The organism is Pseudomonas fluorescens (assembly GCF_041354075.1).
Classification (GTDB): Bacteria; Pseudomonadota; Gammaproteobacteria; order Pseudomonadales; family Pseudomonadaceae; genus Aquipseudomonas; species Aquipseudomonas fluorescens_CE.
Genome location: NZ_JARZGC010000032.1, coordinates 1 through 13412 on the forward strand (window position 1 = coordinate 1; position 13412 = coordinate 13412).

15 protein-coding genes are annotated in these 13412 nt (G+C 61.2%); 4 read left to right on the plus strand and 11 right to left on the minus strand.

Features of this window, described 5'->3' with window-relative positions:
• Window positions 1-81 precede the first annotated feature (81 nt).
• The 4 genes from QIW53_RS25650 to QIW53_RS25665 are packed head-to-tail and all read right to left on the minus strand — an operon-like array spanning window position 82 to window position 2819.
• The gene (locus tag QIW53_RS25650; RefSeq protein ID WP_371052376.1) at window positions 82-1380 is read right to left on the minus strand and encodes an NAD(P)/FAD-dependent oxidoreductase; all 1299 of its coding nucleotides are present in this window, start codon (window positions 1378-1380) and stop codon (window positions 82-84) included.
• Window positions 1381-1440: 60 nt separating this feature from the next.
• A complete protein-coding gene (locus QIW53_RS25655; protein WP_371052378.1) occupies window positions 1441-1614 on the minus strand; it encodes a DUF3094 family protein in 174 nt (57 codons plus the stop codon).
• A gap of 42 nt (window positions 1615-1656) precedes the next feature.
• Window positions 1657-2196: an MOSC domain-containing protein gene (locus QIW53_RS25660; RefSeq protein WP_371052379.1), complete on the minus strand. Its 540-nt coding sequence runs from the start codon at window positions 2194-2196 to the stop codon at window positions 1657-1659.
• Window positions 2193-2819, minus strand: coding sequence for a DUF1780 domain-containing protein (locus tag QIW53_RS25665; RefSeq protein ID WP_371052380.1), 627 nt, complete (start codon window positions 2817-2819; stop codon window positions 2193-2195). Before QIW53_RS25665 ends, QIW53_RS25660 begins: the two co-directional genes overlap by 4 nt.
• Before the next feature lie 182 nt (window positions 2820-3001).
• Here QIW53_RS25665 and QIW53_RS25670 point away from each other — a divergent pair, with 182 nt between their 5' ends.
• Together QIW53_RS25670 and QIW53_RS25675 are read left to right on the plus strand one after the other, a co-directional pair.
• On the plus strand, window positions 3002-3691 hold the full coding sequence (locus QIW53_RS25670) for an energy-coupling factor ABC transporter permease (RefSeq protein WP_371052381.1): 690 nt from the start codon (window positions 3002-3004) through the stop codon (window positions 3689-3691).
• A 64-nt stretch (window positions 3692-3755) separates the two neighbouring features.
• Complete coding sequence (locus QIW53_RS25675) at window positions 3756-3971, plus strand: hypothetical protein (protein WP_371052382.1); 216 nt, start codon at window positions 3756-3758, stop codon at window positions 3969-3971.
• A gap of 9 nt (window positions 3972-3980) precedes the next feature.
• Here the strand turns inward: QIW53_RS25675 and yacG are convergent, their stop codons facing one another.
• The 5 genes from yacG to pilB are packed head-to-tail and all read right to left on the minus strand — an operon-like array spanning window position 3981 to window position 8592.
• The gene (gene yacG, locus QIW53_RS25680; RefSeq protein WP_192308969.1) at window positions 3981-4181 is read right to left on the minus strand and encodes a DNA gyrase inhibitor YacG; all 201 of its coding nucleotides are present in this window, start codon (window positions 4179-4181) and stop codon (window positions 3981-3983) included.
• Complete coding sequence (gene coaE / locus QIW53_RS25685) at window positions 4178-4801, minus strand: dephospho-CoA kinase (RefSeq protein ID WP_371052383.1); 624 nt, start codon at window positions 4799-4801, stop codon at window positions 4178-4180. Before coaE ends, yacG begins: the two co-directional genes overlap by 4 nt.
• Window positions 4798-5670 carry a prepilin peptidase gene (locus tag QIW53_RS25690; RefSeq protein WP_371052384.1) on the minus strand — a complete coding sequence of 291 codons (873 nt, stop codon included), beginning with the start codon at window positions 5668-5670 and terminating at the stop codon, window positions 4798-4800. The genes coaE and QIW53_RS25690 overlap by 4 nt, the downstream gene beginning before the upstream one ends.
• Before the next feature lies 1 nt (window position 5671).
• Window positions 5672-6889 carry a type II secretion system F family protein gene (locus QIW53_RS25695; RefSeq protein WP_371052385.1) on the minus strand — a complete coding sequence of 406 codons (1218 nt, stop codon included), beginning with the start codon at window positions 6887-6889 and terminating at the stop codon, window positions 5672-5674.
• Window positions 6890-6891: 2 nt separating this feature from the next.
• A complete protein-coding gene (gene pilB, locus QIW53_RS25700; RefSeq protein WP_371052386.1) occupies window positions 6892-8592 on the minus strand; it encodes a type IV-A pilus assembly ATPase PilB in 1701 nt (566 codons plus the stop codon).
• Between the two features lie 225 nt (window positions 8593-8817).
• On the opposite strand from pilB, the gene QIW53_RS25705 reads away from it, so the two are divergent.
• Together QIW53_RS25705 and QIW53_RS25710 are read left to right on the plus strand one after the other, a co-directional pair.
• The gene (locus QIW53_RS25705; protein ID WP_371052387.1) at window positions 8818-9222 is read left to right on the plus strand and encodes a pilin; all 405 of its coding nucleotides are present in this window, start codon (window positions 8818-8820) and stop codon (window positions 9220-9222) included.
• A 298-nt stretch (window positions 9223-9520) separates the two neighbouring features.
• On the plus strand, window positions 9521-9871 hold the full coding sequence (locus QIW53_RS25710; protein ID WP_201194845.1) for a BON domain-containing protein: 351 nt from the start codon (window positions 9521-9523) through the stop codon (window positions 9869-9871).
• Between the two features lie 289 nt (window positions 9872-10160).
• Here the strand turns inward: QIW53_RS25710 and QIW53_RS25715 are convergent, their stop codons facing one another.
• Together QIW53_RS25715 and QIW53_RS25720 are read right to left on the minus strand one after the other, a co-directional pair.
• Entirely contained in the window at window positions 10161-10457 is a 297-nt protein-coding gene (locus tag QIW53_RS25715; RefSeq protein ID WP_371052420.1) for a DUF2845 domain-containing protein, read from the minus strand.
• Entirely contained in the window at window positions 10457-13402 is a 2946-nt protein-coding gene (locus QIW53_RS25720; protein ID WP_371052388.1) for a DUF748 domain-containing protein, read from the minus strand. Before QIW53_RS25720 ends, QIW53_RS25715 begins: the two co-directional genes overlap by 1 nt.
• Between the last annotated feature and the right edge of the window lie 10 nt (window positions 13403-13412).

Here is a 13412-nt window from a genome sequence, read left to right on the forward strand (position 1 = left end):
AATGCGGTGGATCAGTCAACGCGGATGTTGACTGATCCACCGCATTCGCGAGCAAGCCCGCTCCCACAGGCCGGTGTTTGATCAGTGCAGCTTCAGGCGCGGCTCGGTTCCGCGACCGATCTTGCTGCCCAGCATCAGCATCGCCGTGCGGAACATCCCGTACAGCGCCATCTGGTGCATGCGGTACAGCGAGATATAGAACATCCGCGCCAGCCAGCCTTCGAGCATCACGCTGCCGGTGAGGTTGCCCATCAAGTTACCCACAGCCGAAAAACGCGACAGCGAGATCAGCGAGCCGTAGTCGGTGTACTTGTACTCAGGCAGTGACTTGCCTTCGATGCGCAGCTTCAGCGATTTGGCCAGCAGCGAAGCCTGCTGATGCGCCGCCTGCGCGCGCGGCGGCACGTTGCGGTCGGTGCCCGGTTGTGGACAGGCCGCGCAGTCACCGAAGGCGAAGATGTTTTCGTCACGGGTGGTCTGCAGGGTCGGCAGCACCTGCAACTGGTTGATGCGGTTGGTTTCCAGGCCGTCGATGTCCTTGAGGAAAACCGGTGCGCGAATCCCGGCGGCCCAGACCTTGAGGCCGGCATTGATCACATTGCCATCGGCGGTGATCAGGCTGTCGGCGGTGACCTCGCTGACCGCTGCGTTGGTCATGACGTTGACGCCGAGTTTCTCGAGGGTTTTATGCACAGGCCCGCTGATGCGTTCCGGCAGGGCGGGCAGCACCCGTGGCCCGGCTTCGATCAGGGTGATGTGCATGTTTTCCGGCTTGATCCGGTCCAGCCCGTAGGCCGCCAGTTCATGGGCCGCGTTGTGCAGTTCGGCCGCCAGTTCCACGCCGGTGGCGCCGGCACCGACGATGGCCACGCTGATCTGTTGCACCGCATCGGTTTGCCCGGCGTGAGCGCGCAGGTAATGGTTGAGCAACTGCTGGTGGAAGCGCTCGGCCTGTTTGCGGGTGTCGAGGAACAGGCAATGCTGGGCCGCACCCTGGGTGCCGAAATCGTTGGTGGTACTGCCGACCGCAATCACCAGGGTGTCATAAGGCACTTCGCGTGCCGGCACCAATTCCAGGCCGGCTTCGTCGTAGGTCGCCGCCAGCTGGATTTTCTTCAGGCTGCGATCGAGCCCGCTCATGCGCCCCAGCTGGAACTCGAAGTGGTTCCATTTTGCCTGGGCAACGTAGTTCAGTTCGTCTTCGGAGGAGTTCAGGGAGCCGGCCGCCACTTCATGCAACAGCGGTTTCCAGATGTGGGTCAGGTTCGCGTCGACCAGCATCACGCTGGCCGTGCCGCGCTTGCCCAGAGTCTTACCCAGACGGGTAGCCAACTCCAGACCGCCGGCGCCGCCGCCGACAATGACAATACGATGGGACATGGGGATAACTCGCAAGGCTAAAGGAAATCGGTGCAGTTATCCGCGCGAGCGCCAGGCAGCTCATAGCGTCAGGTAACTGATGAATCGGCTCAACAGGCCCAGGCTGATGGTCACCGCCAGCACCATCACCAGGAGCATCCACGGCCGAAAGGGCCGGCGCTCGACTCGGTGCTGGGACAACTGCAGGTACTCTTCGACATGCTTTTGGTCGTCGGGGTTCAGGCGGCTGGTCATATCGGGCCTCGTCAGGGATAGACGTTGCGGAATGGGAAGACGTTACACACGGCTTTTATCCAGTATGAACGGAGCATAGCCGCTATCGGTGAGAGGCTCGACGCTGATCCTGTCGTCCAGGCGAATGATGCCGCTCTGGATCACCCGCGCGGTGATTCCACCATGCCCGCGAACAGCCTGGAAGGTGCCCGGGCCGAGGTTGTCCTGCAGACGCGCACAGGGCTGGCACCAGCCGGTGGTTTCGAAGATGGCCTGACCGATCCTGAAGCGTCGGCCCTTGAGACTGAACAGGTTGATGCCGCTGACGACGATGTTGCGCCGCAGGTCCTGCGGCAATACCGGCTGGTCATCGGCGCGGCCCATCAGCGCGCTGATGACGGCCAGGTGCTCCCACTGGATCAGCGTCACCTGGCGCGCATTGCGCACACCGGGGCGAGCGCGATCACCGGTCAGGCCGGCTTCCAGGCGAGCCTCCACTGCGTCCAGCTCGATCATCGGCGCATGCCGGTCCGGGCGTACGCCGATCCAGCGCACGCGGCCCGACTGCGGCACCTCGGCGATCAATTCCTGCAGCGGGCTCACAGGCTGATCCCGACATCGAACAGGATGCTGCGGCCCAGGTTGCCGCGCAGGAAGTCCGGCGCATCCGGGTGGGCAAACAGCACGCGGGCGAAGGTGGGTCCCACCAGTGACAAAGAGCGCCAGCCCTGGCGCAGGTATTCGGTGGGCGGTGGGAAATGGCTGTTGAGGTCGAGCACTTCGCGCTTGAGGCTGGCGAACGCAATGATGTCCAGCTCACCCAGGTCCATGCCGCGCTCCTTGTAGTTGTGGGCCTTCTTGCGCAAGGTCGGCGCCAGTCTGAGCAGAAACTCGTTGGCCGGAATGCGTTTGGGCTTGGCCTCGCGACGCACCAGTGAACTGAGTGAAAACGCGCTGCGCCGCCGTTGCAGCTCATCGCGCCATTCGTCGTTGAGACGCCGCCCCTCGTCGAGGACAAAGAACACTTCGAAATTGGCCTCGCGAAACAGCACGTCCGGCGGTTCCCCGGCAGGGGCGAATTCGTCGACCCGGTAAGGAATGTTCAGCCCTTGCAGCAGGCGTTGGCAGACCCAACGCTCACGCTCCCATTTGCGGGCATTGGACAGGAACGCGTTGGCTTGCTCGGCCGCGATGGTCAGCAGGCGTAAGTAGTCGGAGTCATCCATAGGCCCAAGCTTAGCGTTCAAATGCGACAAGCTGAAAGCGTTTACCGGTAAAGGTGGTCACCGGGCAGGCGGTGTAGACTGATGGCCATTGTGCATAGGCGAACGAACAAGGGGTCGAAGGTGAACGATTGGTCGTTGGTACCGCCAGGCTGTGTGCCAGCGGGACGTGAGACAACCGGGCGATGATTGGCGCGCAAGTGCTCTCACAGCAAACCCTGCTGGTCGGCTGGCTGGTCTACCTGCCCGTGATTGCGTGGGCGGTCTGGCGCACGCCCTGGGTCGAGTTGTTCACCGACAGCCGGCGCCAGCATCTGCTGTTCGGCACGGTGTTCGCGCTGTTCATGTTGTGGCTGGTACGACGGGATTTCGATACCGGCGTGTCCTATCACTTTCTCGGCATGACCGCTGTGACCCTGTTGCTGGACTGGCCCCTGGCAATCGTCGGTGGCCTGGTCGCGCAAGCCGGCCTGGTGCTGCTCGGGCGCCAGGACCTCGCCGCCGTCGGGGTCAACGGCGCCTTGTTGATCGCGTTGCCCGTCCTGGTCACCGAGTGCTGCGCGATTCTGGTGGAGCGCGCCCAGCCGCGAAATCTCTTCGTCTACATCTTCGTTTCCGGTTTTTTTGCCGCAGCGTTGTCGGCGTTGCTGTGTCTGCTCCTGGCCCTCTGGCTGCTGTGGTATGACGGCCTGTTCGCCATGCCTTACTGGCTGGAAGACTTTGTCGGCTACCTGTGGTTGATCATCTTTCCGGAGGCCTTCATCAACGGCATGGTGGTCAGTGCGCTGGTGGTGTTTTGCCCCGAATGGCTGGAGACCTTCAACCGCACCCGCTACCTTTCGGCGCCCTGGAAGGATGACGACCCGAAATCTTGATCCACATCAAATGCAAAAAAACCAGACGAATTCATGCTCGGAAAAACCTTTCAGGAGCATCGAAATGAGTGTCTACGAATGGGCAAGGCAGGAACTGCGCCACAGTCTGGATGCAGCGCAGGAAGTCGGGTTTGATCCGGGGCTGAGCCTGCGCGCCCTGCTCAGTGCGGTGGTGCAGCAGAGCAGGGCGGTGCGCAGTGTCGAGGACCTGGCCGATGAGTTGCAGTTTCTCGCCGAAAACCTCGATGAAGGTCAGGACTACGGATTCATGCGGCCCTGAACGTGGTCCTCAGTGACGCGGTTCGAAGTCTTCGCTGAACAGATCGTCTTCGGCGTCCGGGCTCACCGGAATCTTGTGTTCCTCCGATGCCCAGGCGCCCAGGTCGATCAGTTTGCAGCGATCCGAACAGAAAGGCCGGAAAGTGCTCTCGGGGCTCCATTCGACAGGGGCGCCGCAGGTTGGGCAATCGACGGTCGGGATTGGGCTCATGACTGGCCTCCACGCAAGGTTAAGTAAAAGTGATGCAGGCGCTCGACCTCGCTGTGCAGCCAGGCGAGGTCGCGGTCGTTGACCACCACATCGTCGGCGTGGCTCAGGCGATCCTGACGGCTCGATTGCGCCTTGAGGATCGCCTGGACCTGCTGCTCGCTGGTCTGGTCGCGCTGCAGGGTGCGCTCGATCTGTAGCTGCTCGGGCGCATCGATCACCAGCACGCGCTGGGTCATGGTGTATTGCCCCGATTCGATCAGCAACGGCGACACCAGAATCGCGTAAGGCGATTGTGCCTGGCCCAGATGCTCGACGATCTCCCCGGCGATCAATGGATGCAGCAGCGCTTCGAGCCAGCGTCGCTTTTGCGGGTCTTCGAAGATCAGCTTGCGCAGTGCCGCGCGATCCAGTTGGCCGTCGGCCTGCAACACGCCGGGGCCAAAGTGTTCGACGATCCGCGCCAGCGCCGGACGACCTGGCTCCACGACCCAGCGCGCCGCGTGATCGGCATCGACCACATGAATGCCCAGGTCGATGAAGTGCTGGGCTGCCGCGCTTTTGCCGCTGCCGATGCCGCCGGTAAGGCCGAGAATCCAGGGTTTTTGTGCAGGGGTATTCATTTCAAACCGACAAACTGCCAATAGAAGTCGGTTATTTGACCACCCCAGAGCAAGGCAATCCAGCCGGCAATTGCCAGATAGGGGCCAAAGGGCAGCGGCGTCGAGTGTCTGGCATCGCGCAGCTTCAGAAAAATCACCCCGATCACGGCCCCGACCAGCGACGACAACAGGATCGTCAGCGGCAGGATCTGCCATCCGCCCCAGGCCCCCAGCATGGCCAGCAACTTGAAATCACCGTGGCCCATGCCGTCCTTGCCGGTGATCAGCTTGAACAGCCAGAATACCGTCCACAGCGCCATGTAGCCGGCGATGGCGCCCCACAGCGCGTCGTGCAACGGCACGAACAGCTCGAAGCTGTTGACGATCAGCCCCAGCCACAACAAGGGCAGCACCAGAACGTCGGGCAACAATTGATGCTCGGCGTCGATCAGGCTCATGGCCAGCAGGCCCCAGCTCAACACCAGCACCAGCACCGCCGGCCAGCCGAAACCCAAATGCCAGGCAATGAAGGCCGACAGCAGGCCACAGGCCAGTTCGGTCAACGGGTAGCGTTTGCTGATCGGCGCCGCGCATTGCGAGCAGCGCCCACGCAAGCACAGGTAGCTGAGCAGCGGAATGTTTTCCCAGGCGCGAATTCGATGGTCGCAGTGCGGGCAATGGGAATGCGGCAACAACAGGTTGTAGGTCGGCTGGGGCGTTTCTTCCGGCAGGCCGAGGATTTCATGGGCCTGCTGGCGCCACTCGCGGGCGAGCATTTTCGGCAGCCGCCAGACCACCACGTTGAGGAAACTGCCGACCAGCAGGCCGAGGACCAGTGCGATGACGACAAATGTCAGCGGGTGGAGGATCAGGAGTTCATCCCACGGCATGTCAGATCGCTGCACCGAGTTGGAAAATGGGCAGGTACATTGCCACCACCAGGCCGCCGACGACAACACCCAGCACCACCATGATGAACGGCTCCATCAGGCTGGTGAGGTTGTCGACCATATTGTCGACCTCGGCCTCGTAAAAACTGGCGACCTTGTCGAGCATGTCGTCCAGGGCGCCGGATTCTTCGCCAATGGCGGTCATCTGGATCGCCATGTTGGGGAAGACGCCGGTTGTGCGCATGGAAAAATTCAGCTGCATCCCCGTCGACACGTCCTGCTTGATCCGCAGCACGGCACGCTTGAACACCACGTTGCCCGTGGCACCGGCCACCGAATCCAGCGCTTCGACCAGCGGCACGCCGGCGGCGAAAGTGGTCGATAACGTGCGCGCATAACGGGCCACGGCGGACTTGTAGAGCAAGGTGCCAATCAGCGGCAGTTTCAGCAGCCAGGTGTCGACGGTGTCGCGAAAGGCCTGGGAGGTTTTCGAGGCATGGCGCACACCAAAGAATGCGGCGATCATCAGGCCCAGGGCGACCCACCACCATTCCTGCAGGATTTTGGACAGGCCGATGACCATCACCGTGAAGGCCGGCAGTTCCGCGCCGAAGTTCTTGAAGACGGATTCGAACTGCGGCACCACCTTGACCAGCAGAATGCCGGTGACGATGATCGCGACCAACACCACGGCGGTCGGGTAGGTCAGGGCTTTCTTGATCTTGGCCTTGAGGCTTTCACTCTTTTCCTTGTAGGTCGCGACCCGCTCCAGCAGGGTGTCCAGCGCACCGGCCTGCTCACCGGCGTCCACCAGGTTGCAATAGAGCTCGTCGAAATACTCCGGCTTCTTGCGCAGCGCAGCGGCAAAGCTGTTGCCGGCCGCCACCTCCTGTTTCACCTCGTCCACCAGCTTGCGCATGGCCGGGTTGTCGAAACCTTCACCGATGATGTCGAATGACTGCAGCAGCGGCACCCCGGCTTTCATCATCGTCGCCATCTGCCGGGTGAACAGGGCGATGTCCTGGGCCTTGATGCGTTTTCCAAAGTTGAGCAGAGAAGCGGACTTCTTGCGCACCTTGCCAGGGTTGATACCTTGTTTGCGCAGTTGCGCCTTGATCAGCGCCGGGTTCTGACCGCTGAGCTCGCCGGTCATCTTCGTGCCTTTGCGGTCGGTGCCTTCCCAGGCGTACACGTTGATTTTCGCTGCCTTGACCGCCATGTTCAGTCCTTGGTGACCCGGTTGATTTCTTCAAGGCTGGTGATGCCCTGCATGGCCTTGATCAGCCCTGAGGTACGCAGGTCGTTGAAGCCGTCCTTGCGCATCTGGGTATCGATTTCCAGCGAGTTGCCTTCGGCCATGATCAGTCGCTGCAGATCCGCTGTGTTCTTCACCACTTCATAGATCCCCACGCGCCCCTTGTAGCCGCCATTGCAATGATCGCAACCGACCGGCTCATAGATCGTGAACTGGCCGATGCGTTCCTCGGGGAACCCCTCCCGGAGCAACACCTCGCGGGGAATATCCAGCGGTTTCCTGCAATGGGTACACAGCTTGCGCGCCAGGCGCTGGGCGATGATCAGGCTGACCGAGGTGGCGATATTGAAGCCGTGGATGCCCATGTTGTGCAGACGGGTCAGGGTTTCTGCCGCGCTGTTGGTGTGCAGGGTCGAGAGCACCAGGTGGCCGGTCTGGGCGGCCTTGATGGCGATCTCGGCAGTTTCCAGGTCGCGGATCTCGCCGACCATGATCACGTCCGGGTCCTGGCGCAGGAATGAACGCAGCGCCTGGGGAAAGCCCATGCCCTGCTTGGCATTGACGTTGACCTGGTTGATGCCTTCCATGTTGATCTCCACCGGGTCCTCGGCCGTGGAAATGTTGATGTCCACGGTATTGAGGATGTTCAGCCCGGTGTAGAGCGAGACGGTCTTGCCCGAGCCGGTGGGGCCGGTGACCAGGATCATTCCTTGCGGTTGCTTCAACGCCTCCATGTACAGGTCTTTCTGCTCGGGCTCGTAGCCGAGGGCGTCGATACCCATCTGCGCGCTGGACGGATCGAGAATCCGGATCACCACCTTCTCGCCCCACAGGGTCGGCAGGGTGTTGACCCGGAAGTCGATGGACTTGCTCTTGGACAGGCGCATCTTGATCCGCCCGTCCTGGGGTCTGCGTCGTTCGGAGATGTCGAGACTGGCCATGACCTTCAGGCGCGCGGCAATGCGGTTGGCCAGCTGGATCGGCGGCTTGGCGACTTCGCGCAGCATGCCGTCGGTGCGCACCCGCACGCGGTAGGTCTTTTCGTAGGGCTCGAAGTGCAGGTCGGATGAGCCGCCCCTGATGGCGTCGAGCAACATCTTGTGAACGAAGCGCACCACCGGCGCGTCGTCGGCATCCTGGCCGACGATGCCGTCCTGTCGAGTGTCATCGATCGACTCGATGTCCACGCCATCGAGGTCGATGTCAGGCATGTCCTCCAGGCCGGTGGCGTGGCTGTCGAAGAACTTCTCGATGGCGTCGCTGAGTTTGTCGTCTTCGACCAGAATGGCTTCGGTGGTCAGCCCGGTGCTGAACTGGATGTCGTTGATGGCCTGGTGGTTGGTCGGGTCGGAAACACCGACGTACAGTTTGTTGCCGCGCCGCCACAGCGGCAGGGCGTGGTGCTGGCGAACCAGTTTTTCGCTGACCAGGCCCTTGGGTTGCGACTCCTTGTCCAGATGGTGCAGGTCCAGCAACGCCATGCCGAAATGCTCCGAAGCAATTTCGGCCACCTGGCGGCTTCTGGCGAGCTTGTTTTGCACCAGATAGCTGACCAGCGAGAGCTTCTGGCGTTGAGCTTGTTGAGACGCCTGTTGCGCGCTTTTTTCAGTGAGCAGTTCGGCCAGGACCAGTTGTTTGGCCAGGCCGCTTAGAGCGATGTCATTCATGGGAATACCGGACGCAGGCAGTTCATGACTTATAGCCTAGTCAAGGGATCGAGCCAAACCCGTGGCGTTGAAGTGACAAAAAGTGTCAGAAAGTGCGGGCCTTGGGTGGCGCTCCTGGGCTCACGCGGCTTCGGTGCCCAATCAATTGGGCCGCAGCGTCTTGGCACGGGCCGTGCTCGGCCTTGTTCAGATCATGAGATTCCGACTCATGCATGGAGCGTGTCTATGAATAATCAGAAAGGCTTTACCCTTATCGAGCTGCTGATCGTGGTGGCGATCATCGGGATCCTGGCGACGTTTGCGATTCCGGCGTACTCCAAGTACCAAGCGCGGGCGAAGGTGACTGCGGGGGTAGGGGAGTTGGCGGCTCTGAAGGTCAATTATGAGGATAAACTCAATACGGGTACGTCATCACCCTCCACATCGGATATAGGCGCAAGCGCCAACTCGCAGCACTGTACCTTTAGCGTCGTTACGACGCCTAAGCCTGGGATGGTCTGCACGCTCAAGGGGGCACCATCTGTCGTATCCACTGCGACAATCACAATGGTTCGTGACCCTGCCAGCGGTTGGTCCTGCACTACCACCGCAGCTGCCGAATATGCGCCTGTAGGCTGCCCGAACGGTTGATCTTGACGTAATACCAAGCCCGCCTCGAAAGAGGCGGTTTTTTTACCTTTTTTCCCGCGTGAGAGTAAAAGGTTCGCAAATTCATGGCCTTAGGCCCACGCCCAAATCCGCAACTTGCATGTAGAAAAAATCAAACTCATGCATTTTGCATGATTTCGAAAATTGCTCGTTTTCTTAACTGTATGATTTATAACGATTTATTGTCTGTCTCAAACTTGGCACAGCGTTCGCAACATACCCAGTAACCCTGCTGACATGACACCCAGCAGACTTTTCCAGAAAAACAGGAGTTACTCGTATGAAGAAGTTCGCTATCGCTGCTGCCACTGCTACCGCGCTGACCCTCACCATGGCCAACGCTGCATTCGCTGCTCAGGCTACCCAAGCGCCAATGGTGCTGGCTGCCGGTGAAATGACTGAAGCCAAGGAAGCGACCTCCGATACCTGGATCACCACCAAAGTCAAAGCCGACCTGGTCACCGAGAAAGGCATTCCAGGCACCGATATCAAGGTTGAAACCAACAAAGGCGTGGTTTCCCTGTCGTCCACTACCGCTGTGACCGAATCGCAGAAAGACGTGGCCGTGGCTATTGCCAAGAAAATCAAAGGCGTTAAAGCGGTCTCCGCTGACGGCCTGAAAGCCGAGTAAGGCAAGGCTTCTCGCCTGAACCGGGAGAAGAAGCGGTAGCCGGGCCGAGTTATACGTCTACCGTTATTTTGAGTTCATGCGACGGCCACACGGAAGTGGCCATTACAGGCCCCGCGCATTCGTGCTCGGGGCCTGTTCTATTTCAGCCTGAACAACGCCCTCCCTGTAGGAGCGAGCATGCTCGCGATGGACTGCAAGGCACCGCTGGGTGTCAGGCAAGCAGCGTCATCGTTGACGTCCATCGTCGGAACGCCGCCCAGGACAAGTCCAGTCCTACAGGGGGAATGCGTCAATTACCCCGCTTGCTGGTGATCTGCCGCAGCCGGTTGCCTTCGAACCGCAGATACTGGTACATCCCGCCATTGGGCCCATAGGTCCATTCTTCGACCTGAAACTCTTCTCGACGGTTGGCGCTGCGTTTGTAACCCAGCAGGTCGCGGCTCACGGGTTCGCCGCATTTCTGCAGCACCTCACCCGCGCGGTCCCCGACGCTGACCAATTGGCTGCCGCAGCGCAGGGTGTCGGCGGCGCTGGCGTGGGACGCAGCCATCGCCAGGGTCAGACCGATCAGCCAATACCTGATCATCATTCGGCATCCAGGTGCAGGGGTGTCACGACCCGGCCGTCACTTTCCGCCTCGCCGAGGCTGGCGTCGATGAAATACACGCGGTCGTCGGCCAGTTGGCCCTTGTCCACCAGGTAATCCTTGATGCTGCTGGCGCGGTCCTGGCCCAGTTGGCGCAGCAGCACGTCGCTGGCACTCCAGAACTTGATCACGTCGGCGCGCATCCGCGCCGTGCGTTCTTCCTTGCCCAGGTCTTTCCACTCAGCCGGTGGTTGGGTTTTCAGGCGGGTGCGGTAGATGCCTTCCAGCAACGGCCCTTTCTCGCCGTCCGGGACTTGCAGCAAGGAAGCCTGTGCCGGCACCTTGTCGCCACGACGTTGAAGCATCTTGTAGTAGTTGTACTGGTATTCGCGCTCCAGGCGTTGCTCGGCGATCAGCGGGCCATCGCTGCTGGCAGCGGCGGTGCCCTCGATTTCCAGGCGCAGGGCAGGGCGTTCCTTCAGGGCCTGGGACAGCTTGATCAGCGAGCCCTCGGCGTCCTTGCCCAGGTCACTGGAGCCCGGCGCGAACGACACCGTGCCCAGGTCCTCGGAGCCACCCCCGCTGACCAACCCGCCAATCAGCTTGAACGGTGCGGCAGCGGCCTTGACGATCAGGTTGCGCAAGGTCTGCCAGACAATCGGCATGACGCTGAACTGCGGGTTGTTCAGGTCGCCGGTCACCGGCAGCTCGATGGAAATCTTGCCGTCGACGTCCTTGAGCAGGGCAATCGCCAGTTTCAACGGCAGGCTGACCGCATCCGGGCTGTCGACTTTTTCACCCAGTTGCAGTTGCTCGACCACCACCTTGTTTTCCGCCTTGAGCTGGCCCTTGGTGATCAGGTAATGCAGGTCGAGATTGAGCCGGCCCTTGCGGATCCGGTAGCCGGCGAACTTGCCGGAATAGGGTGTCAGGGTGGTCAGTTCCACACGCTTGAAACTGGTGGCGATGTCGAGGGCGGCCATCGGGTCGAACGGGTTGACCGAGCCCTTGATGGTTACGGGTGCGTAGCGATCGACCTTGCCCTTGACGTCCACGGTCGCCGGTTTTGCCTGGCGGCTGTCGATGGTGCCGATCTGACCGTTGAGCTGTTGCACTGCCGTGGCGAAGTTGGGGGTCAGGCTGAAGTCGGCGAAGTTGGCCGAGCCGTCGTTGATGGCAATGCCGCCGATGTGGATGCCCAGCGGTTTGTCCTTGCCCGCTGTTTTGGCGGCGGGTTTGGCGCCGGTGTCGGGCGGCTGCGGGATCAACAGGTCATCGACGTTGGTGGTGCGGTCGTCGTTGATCATGAAGCGCACGTAGGGCTGGAGCAGGTTGACCTTGTCGATCGACAGGCTGTCGCCGTGCTGATAGTTCAGGCCCTCGACCACCACTTGCTGCCACTTGAGGAAATCGCGGGTCTTCAGGGTGTCGAGGGTGTGCAGCTGATCGATCTGCGCACGCCCGGTGACGCTGAGCGCCAACGGCTCGGTGCTTTTCAGGTTGACCGCCAGATCACTGCCGAGCATGCCGCTGCGCAATTCGAGGCGAATGAACGGGTTGATATAGGACTGGGCGACTCGCAGGTCGATGTCCTTGGTCTGCACCTTCAACTGGGCACTGACCGGCGCCAGATTGACCTCGCCGTCGGCCGTGATCCGGCCTTGCTTGCCCACGCCCGTATCGAGCTTGAGGGTAAAGGGCGAGCCGTTGAGACTGTCGAAATTCTGCAGGTCCAGGTTCAGCGGGTTCAGGTCCAGGGTGACAGCGGGTTGTGCCTTGCGGTCTGCCAGGTGCACCTGGTAATCGCGCAGTTGCACATCCTTGAGCAGGACCTGCCAGGGTTTGCTCGCGGCCACGGGCTCTTTCGGCGAGTCGGCGGCTGCGGGTGTGCTGGCCGGTTCGGCCTTGGCTTTGGCGGCCTCTTTGGACGGTTGGCTGGCGAACAGTTTTTGCCAGTCGAGTTGGCCGTCGGCCTCCAGCGCTGCCCAGGTTTCCAGTTTCTGGCTGCGGATCTTGCCCACCACCACCTGCTGTCTGGCCAGGTCCACGGTGGTGTCAGTCACCTCCAGCCGCTCGAGTTTCGCCAGCGGCCGACCGTCCGGGGCCTTGATGGCAAACGGCGCGACGCTGACCGCGACGTTGCTCAGCAGCAGCTCGGTTTCCTTGGCCAGGTTGAGCTTGTAGTCGGTGCTCAGGCTCACAACCCCGTCTTCGAGTACCAACGGCACTGCATCGCGCACGTAGGGCCAGAAGGCTTTCATCTTGCCGTCGGTGATCTTCAGCTTGCCCTCGGACGCGATCGGGGTGAGGCTGAAATTGCCCGTCCAGTCGATCTGCCCGCCATTGGGACCGGCGGCTACCAGGGTCATGTCGGCGCTGTCTTCGGGCAGGGTGCTGAGGTTTTTCAGCTCGAAGTCGAGTGCGTCGTAGAGGAATTCGATCGGTTCGCTGGGGCGTTCGTCGAGGAAATGCACGTTGCCGCCGGCCAGGTTGATGCGCTCGATGCGCAGCGGGAAGGGCTTGGCCTCAGGGTCGGCCGGGGTGGGCTCGCTGGCCGGCACCTTGAACAGGCCGAGCAGGTTGAGCTTGCCGTCCTTGTCGAAGAGGATTTCGGTCTTGGGTTTGTCCAGTTCGACGTCGGCCAGATGCAGCGCCTTGGTCCACAGGCTGTCGAGTTGCAGGTTGGCGTACAGGCGCTCGAAGCCGACCTGTTCCTTGCCCGGTTCGCCAATGCTCAGGCCCCACAGGGTGACTTCAAGGCTGAACGGGTTGAGTTCGATGCGCTGCAGCGTGGCAGGTGTGGTCGCGTAGTTGGCCAGTTGTTGATTGGCCACGCGCAAGGCAATGCCCGGCAGAATCAGAAACCCCAGCAGGCTGTAGAGGGCCAGGGCGGTCAACAGGGCGCCGATAGCGCGAATCAATCCTTTGGGCATGTGCAGCTTCATCTGTCTGAAT

Bases quoted from the DNA above. Each gene is read 5' to 3' on its own strand.
- QIW53_RS25665 (WP_371052380.1), bottom strand. From the start codon at position 2,819: ATGGATGACTCCGACTACTTACGCCTGCTGACCATCGCGGCCGAGCAA.
- pilB (WP_371052386.1), bottom strand. From the start codon at position 8,592: ATGAATGACATCGCTCTAAGCGGCCTGGCCAAACAACTGGTCCTGGCC.
- QIW53_RS25650 (WP_371052376.1), bottom strand. From the start codon at position 1,380: ATGTCCCATCGTATTGTCATTGTCGGCGGCGGCGCCGGCGGTCTGGAG.
- QIW53_RS25710 (WP_201194845.1), top strand. From the start codon at position 9,521: ATGAAGAAGTTCGCTATCGCTGCTGCCACTGCTACCGCGCTGACCCTC.
- QIW53_RS25670 (WP_371052381.1), top strand. From the start codon at position 3,002: ATGATTGGCGCGCAAGTGCTCTCACAGCAAACCCTGCTGGTCGGCTGG.
- QIW53_RS25690 (WP_371052384.1), bottom strand. From the start codon at position 5,670: ATGCCGTGGGATGAACTCCTGATCCTCCACCCGCTGACATTTGTCGTC.
- coaE (WP_371052383.1), bottom strand. From the start codon at position 4,801: ATGAATACCCCTGCACAAAAACCCTGGATTCTCGGCCTTACCGGCGGC.
- QIW53_RS25715 (WP_371052420.1), bottom strand. From the start codon at position 10,457: ATGATCAGGTATTGGCTGATCGGTCTGACCCTGGCGATGGCTGCGTCC.
- QIW53_RS25695 (WP_371052385.1), bottom strand. From the start codon at position 6,889: ATGGCGGTCAAGGCAGCGAAAATCAACGTGTACGCCTGGGAAGGCACC.
- yacG (WP_192308969.1), bottom strand. From the start codon at position 4,181: ATGAGCCCAATCCCGACCGTCGATTGCCCAACCTGCGGCGCCCCTGTC.
- QIW53_RS25655 (WP_371052378.1), bottom strand. From the start codon at position 1,614: ATGACCAGCCGCCTGAACCCCGACGACCAAAAGCATGTCGAAGAGTAC.
- QIW53_RS25675 (WP_371052382.1), top strand. From the start codon at position 3,756: ATGAGTGTCTACGAATGGGCAAGGCAGGAACTGCGCCACAGTCTGGAT.
- QIW53_RS25720 (WP_371052388.1), bottom strand. From the start codon at position 13,402: ATGAAGCTGCACATGCCCAAAGGATTGATTCGCGCTATCGGCGCCCTG.
- QIW53_RS25705 (WP_371052387.1), top strand. From the start codon at position 8,818: ATGAATAATCAGAAAGGCTTTACCCTTATCGAGCTGCTGATCGTGGTG.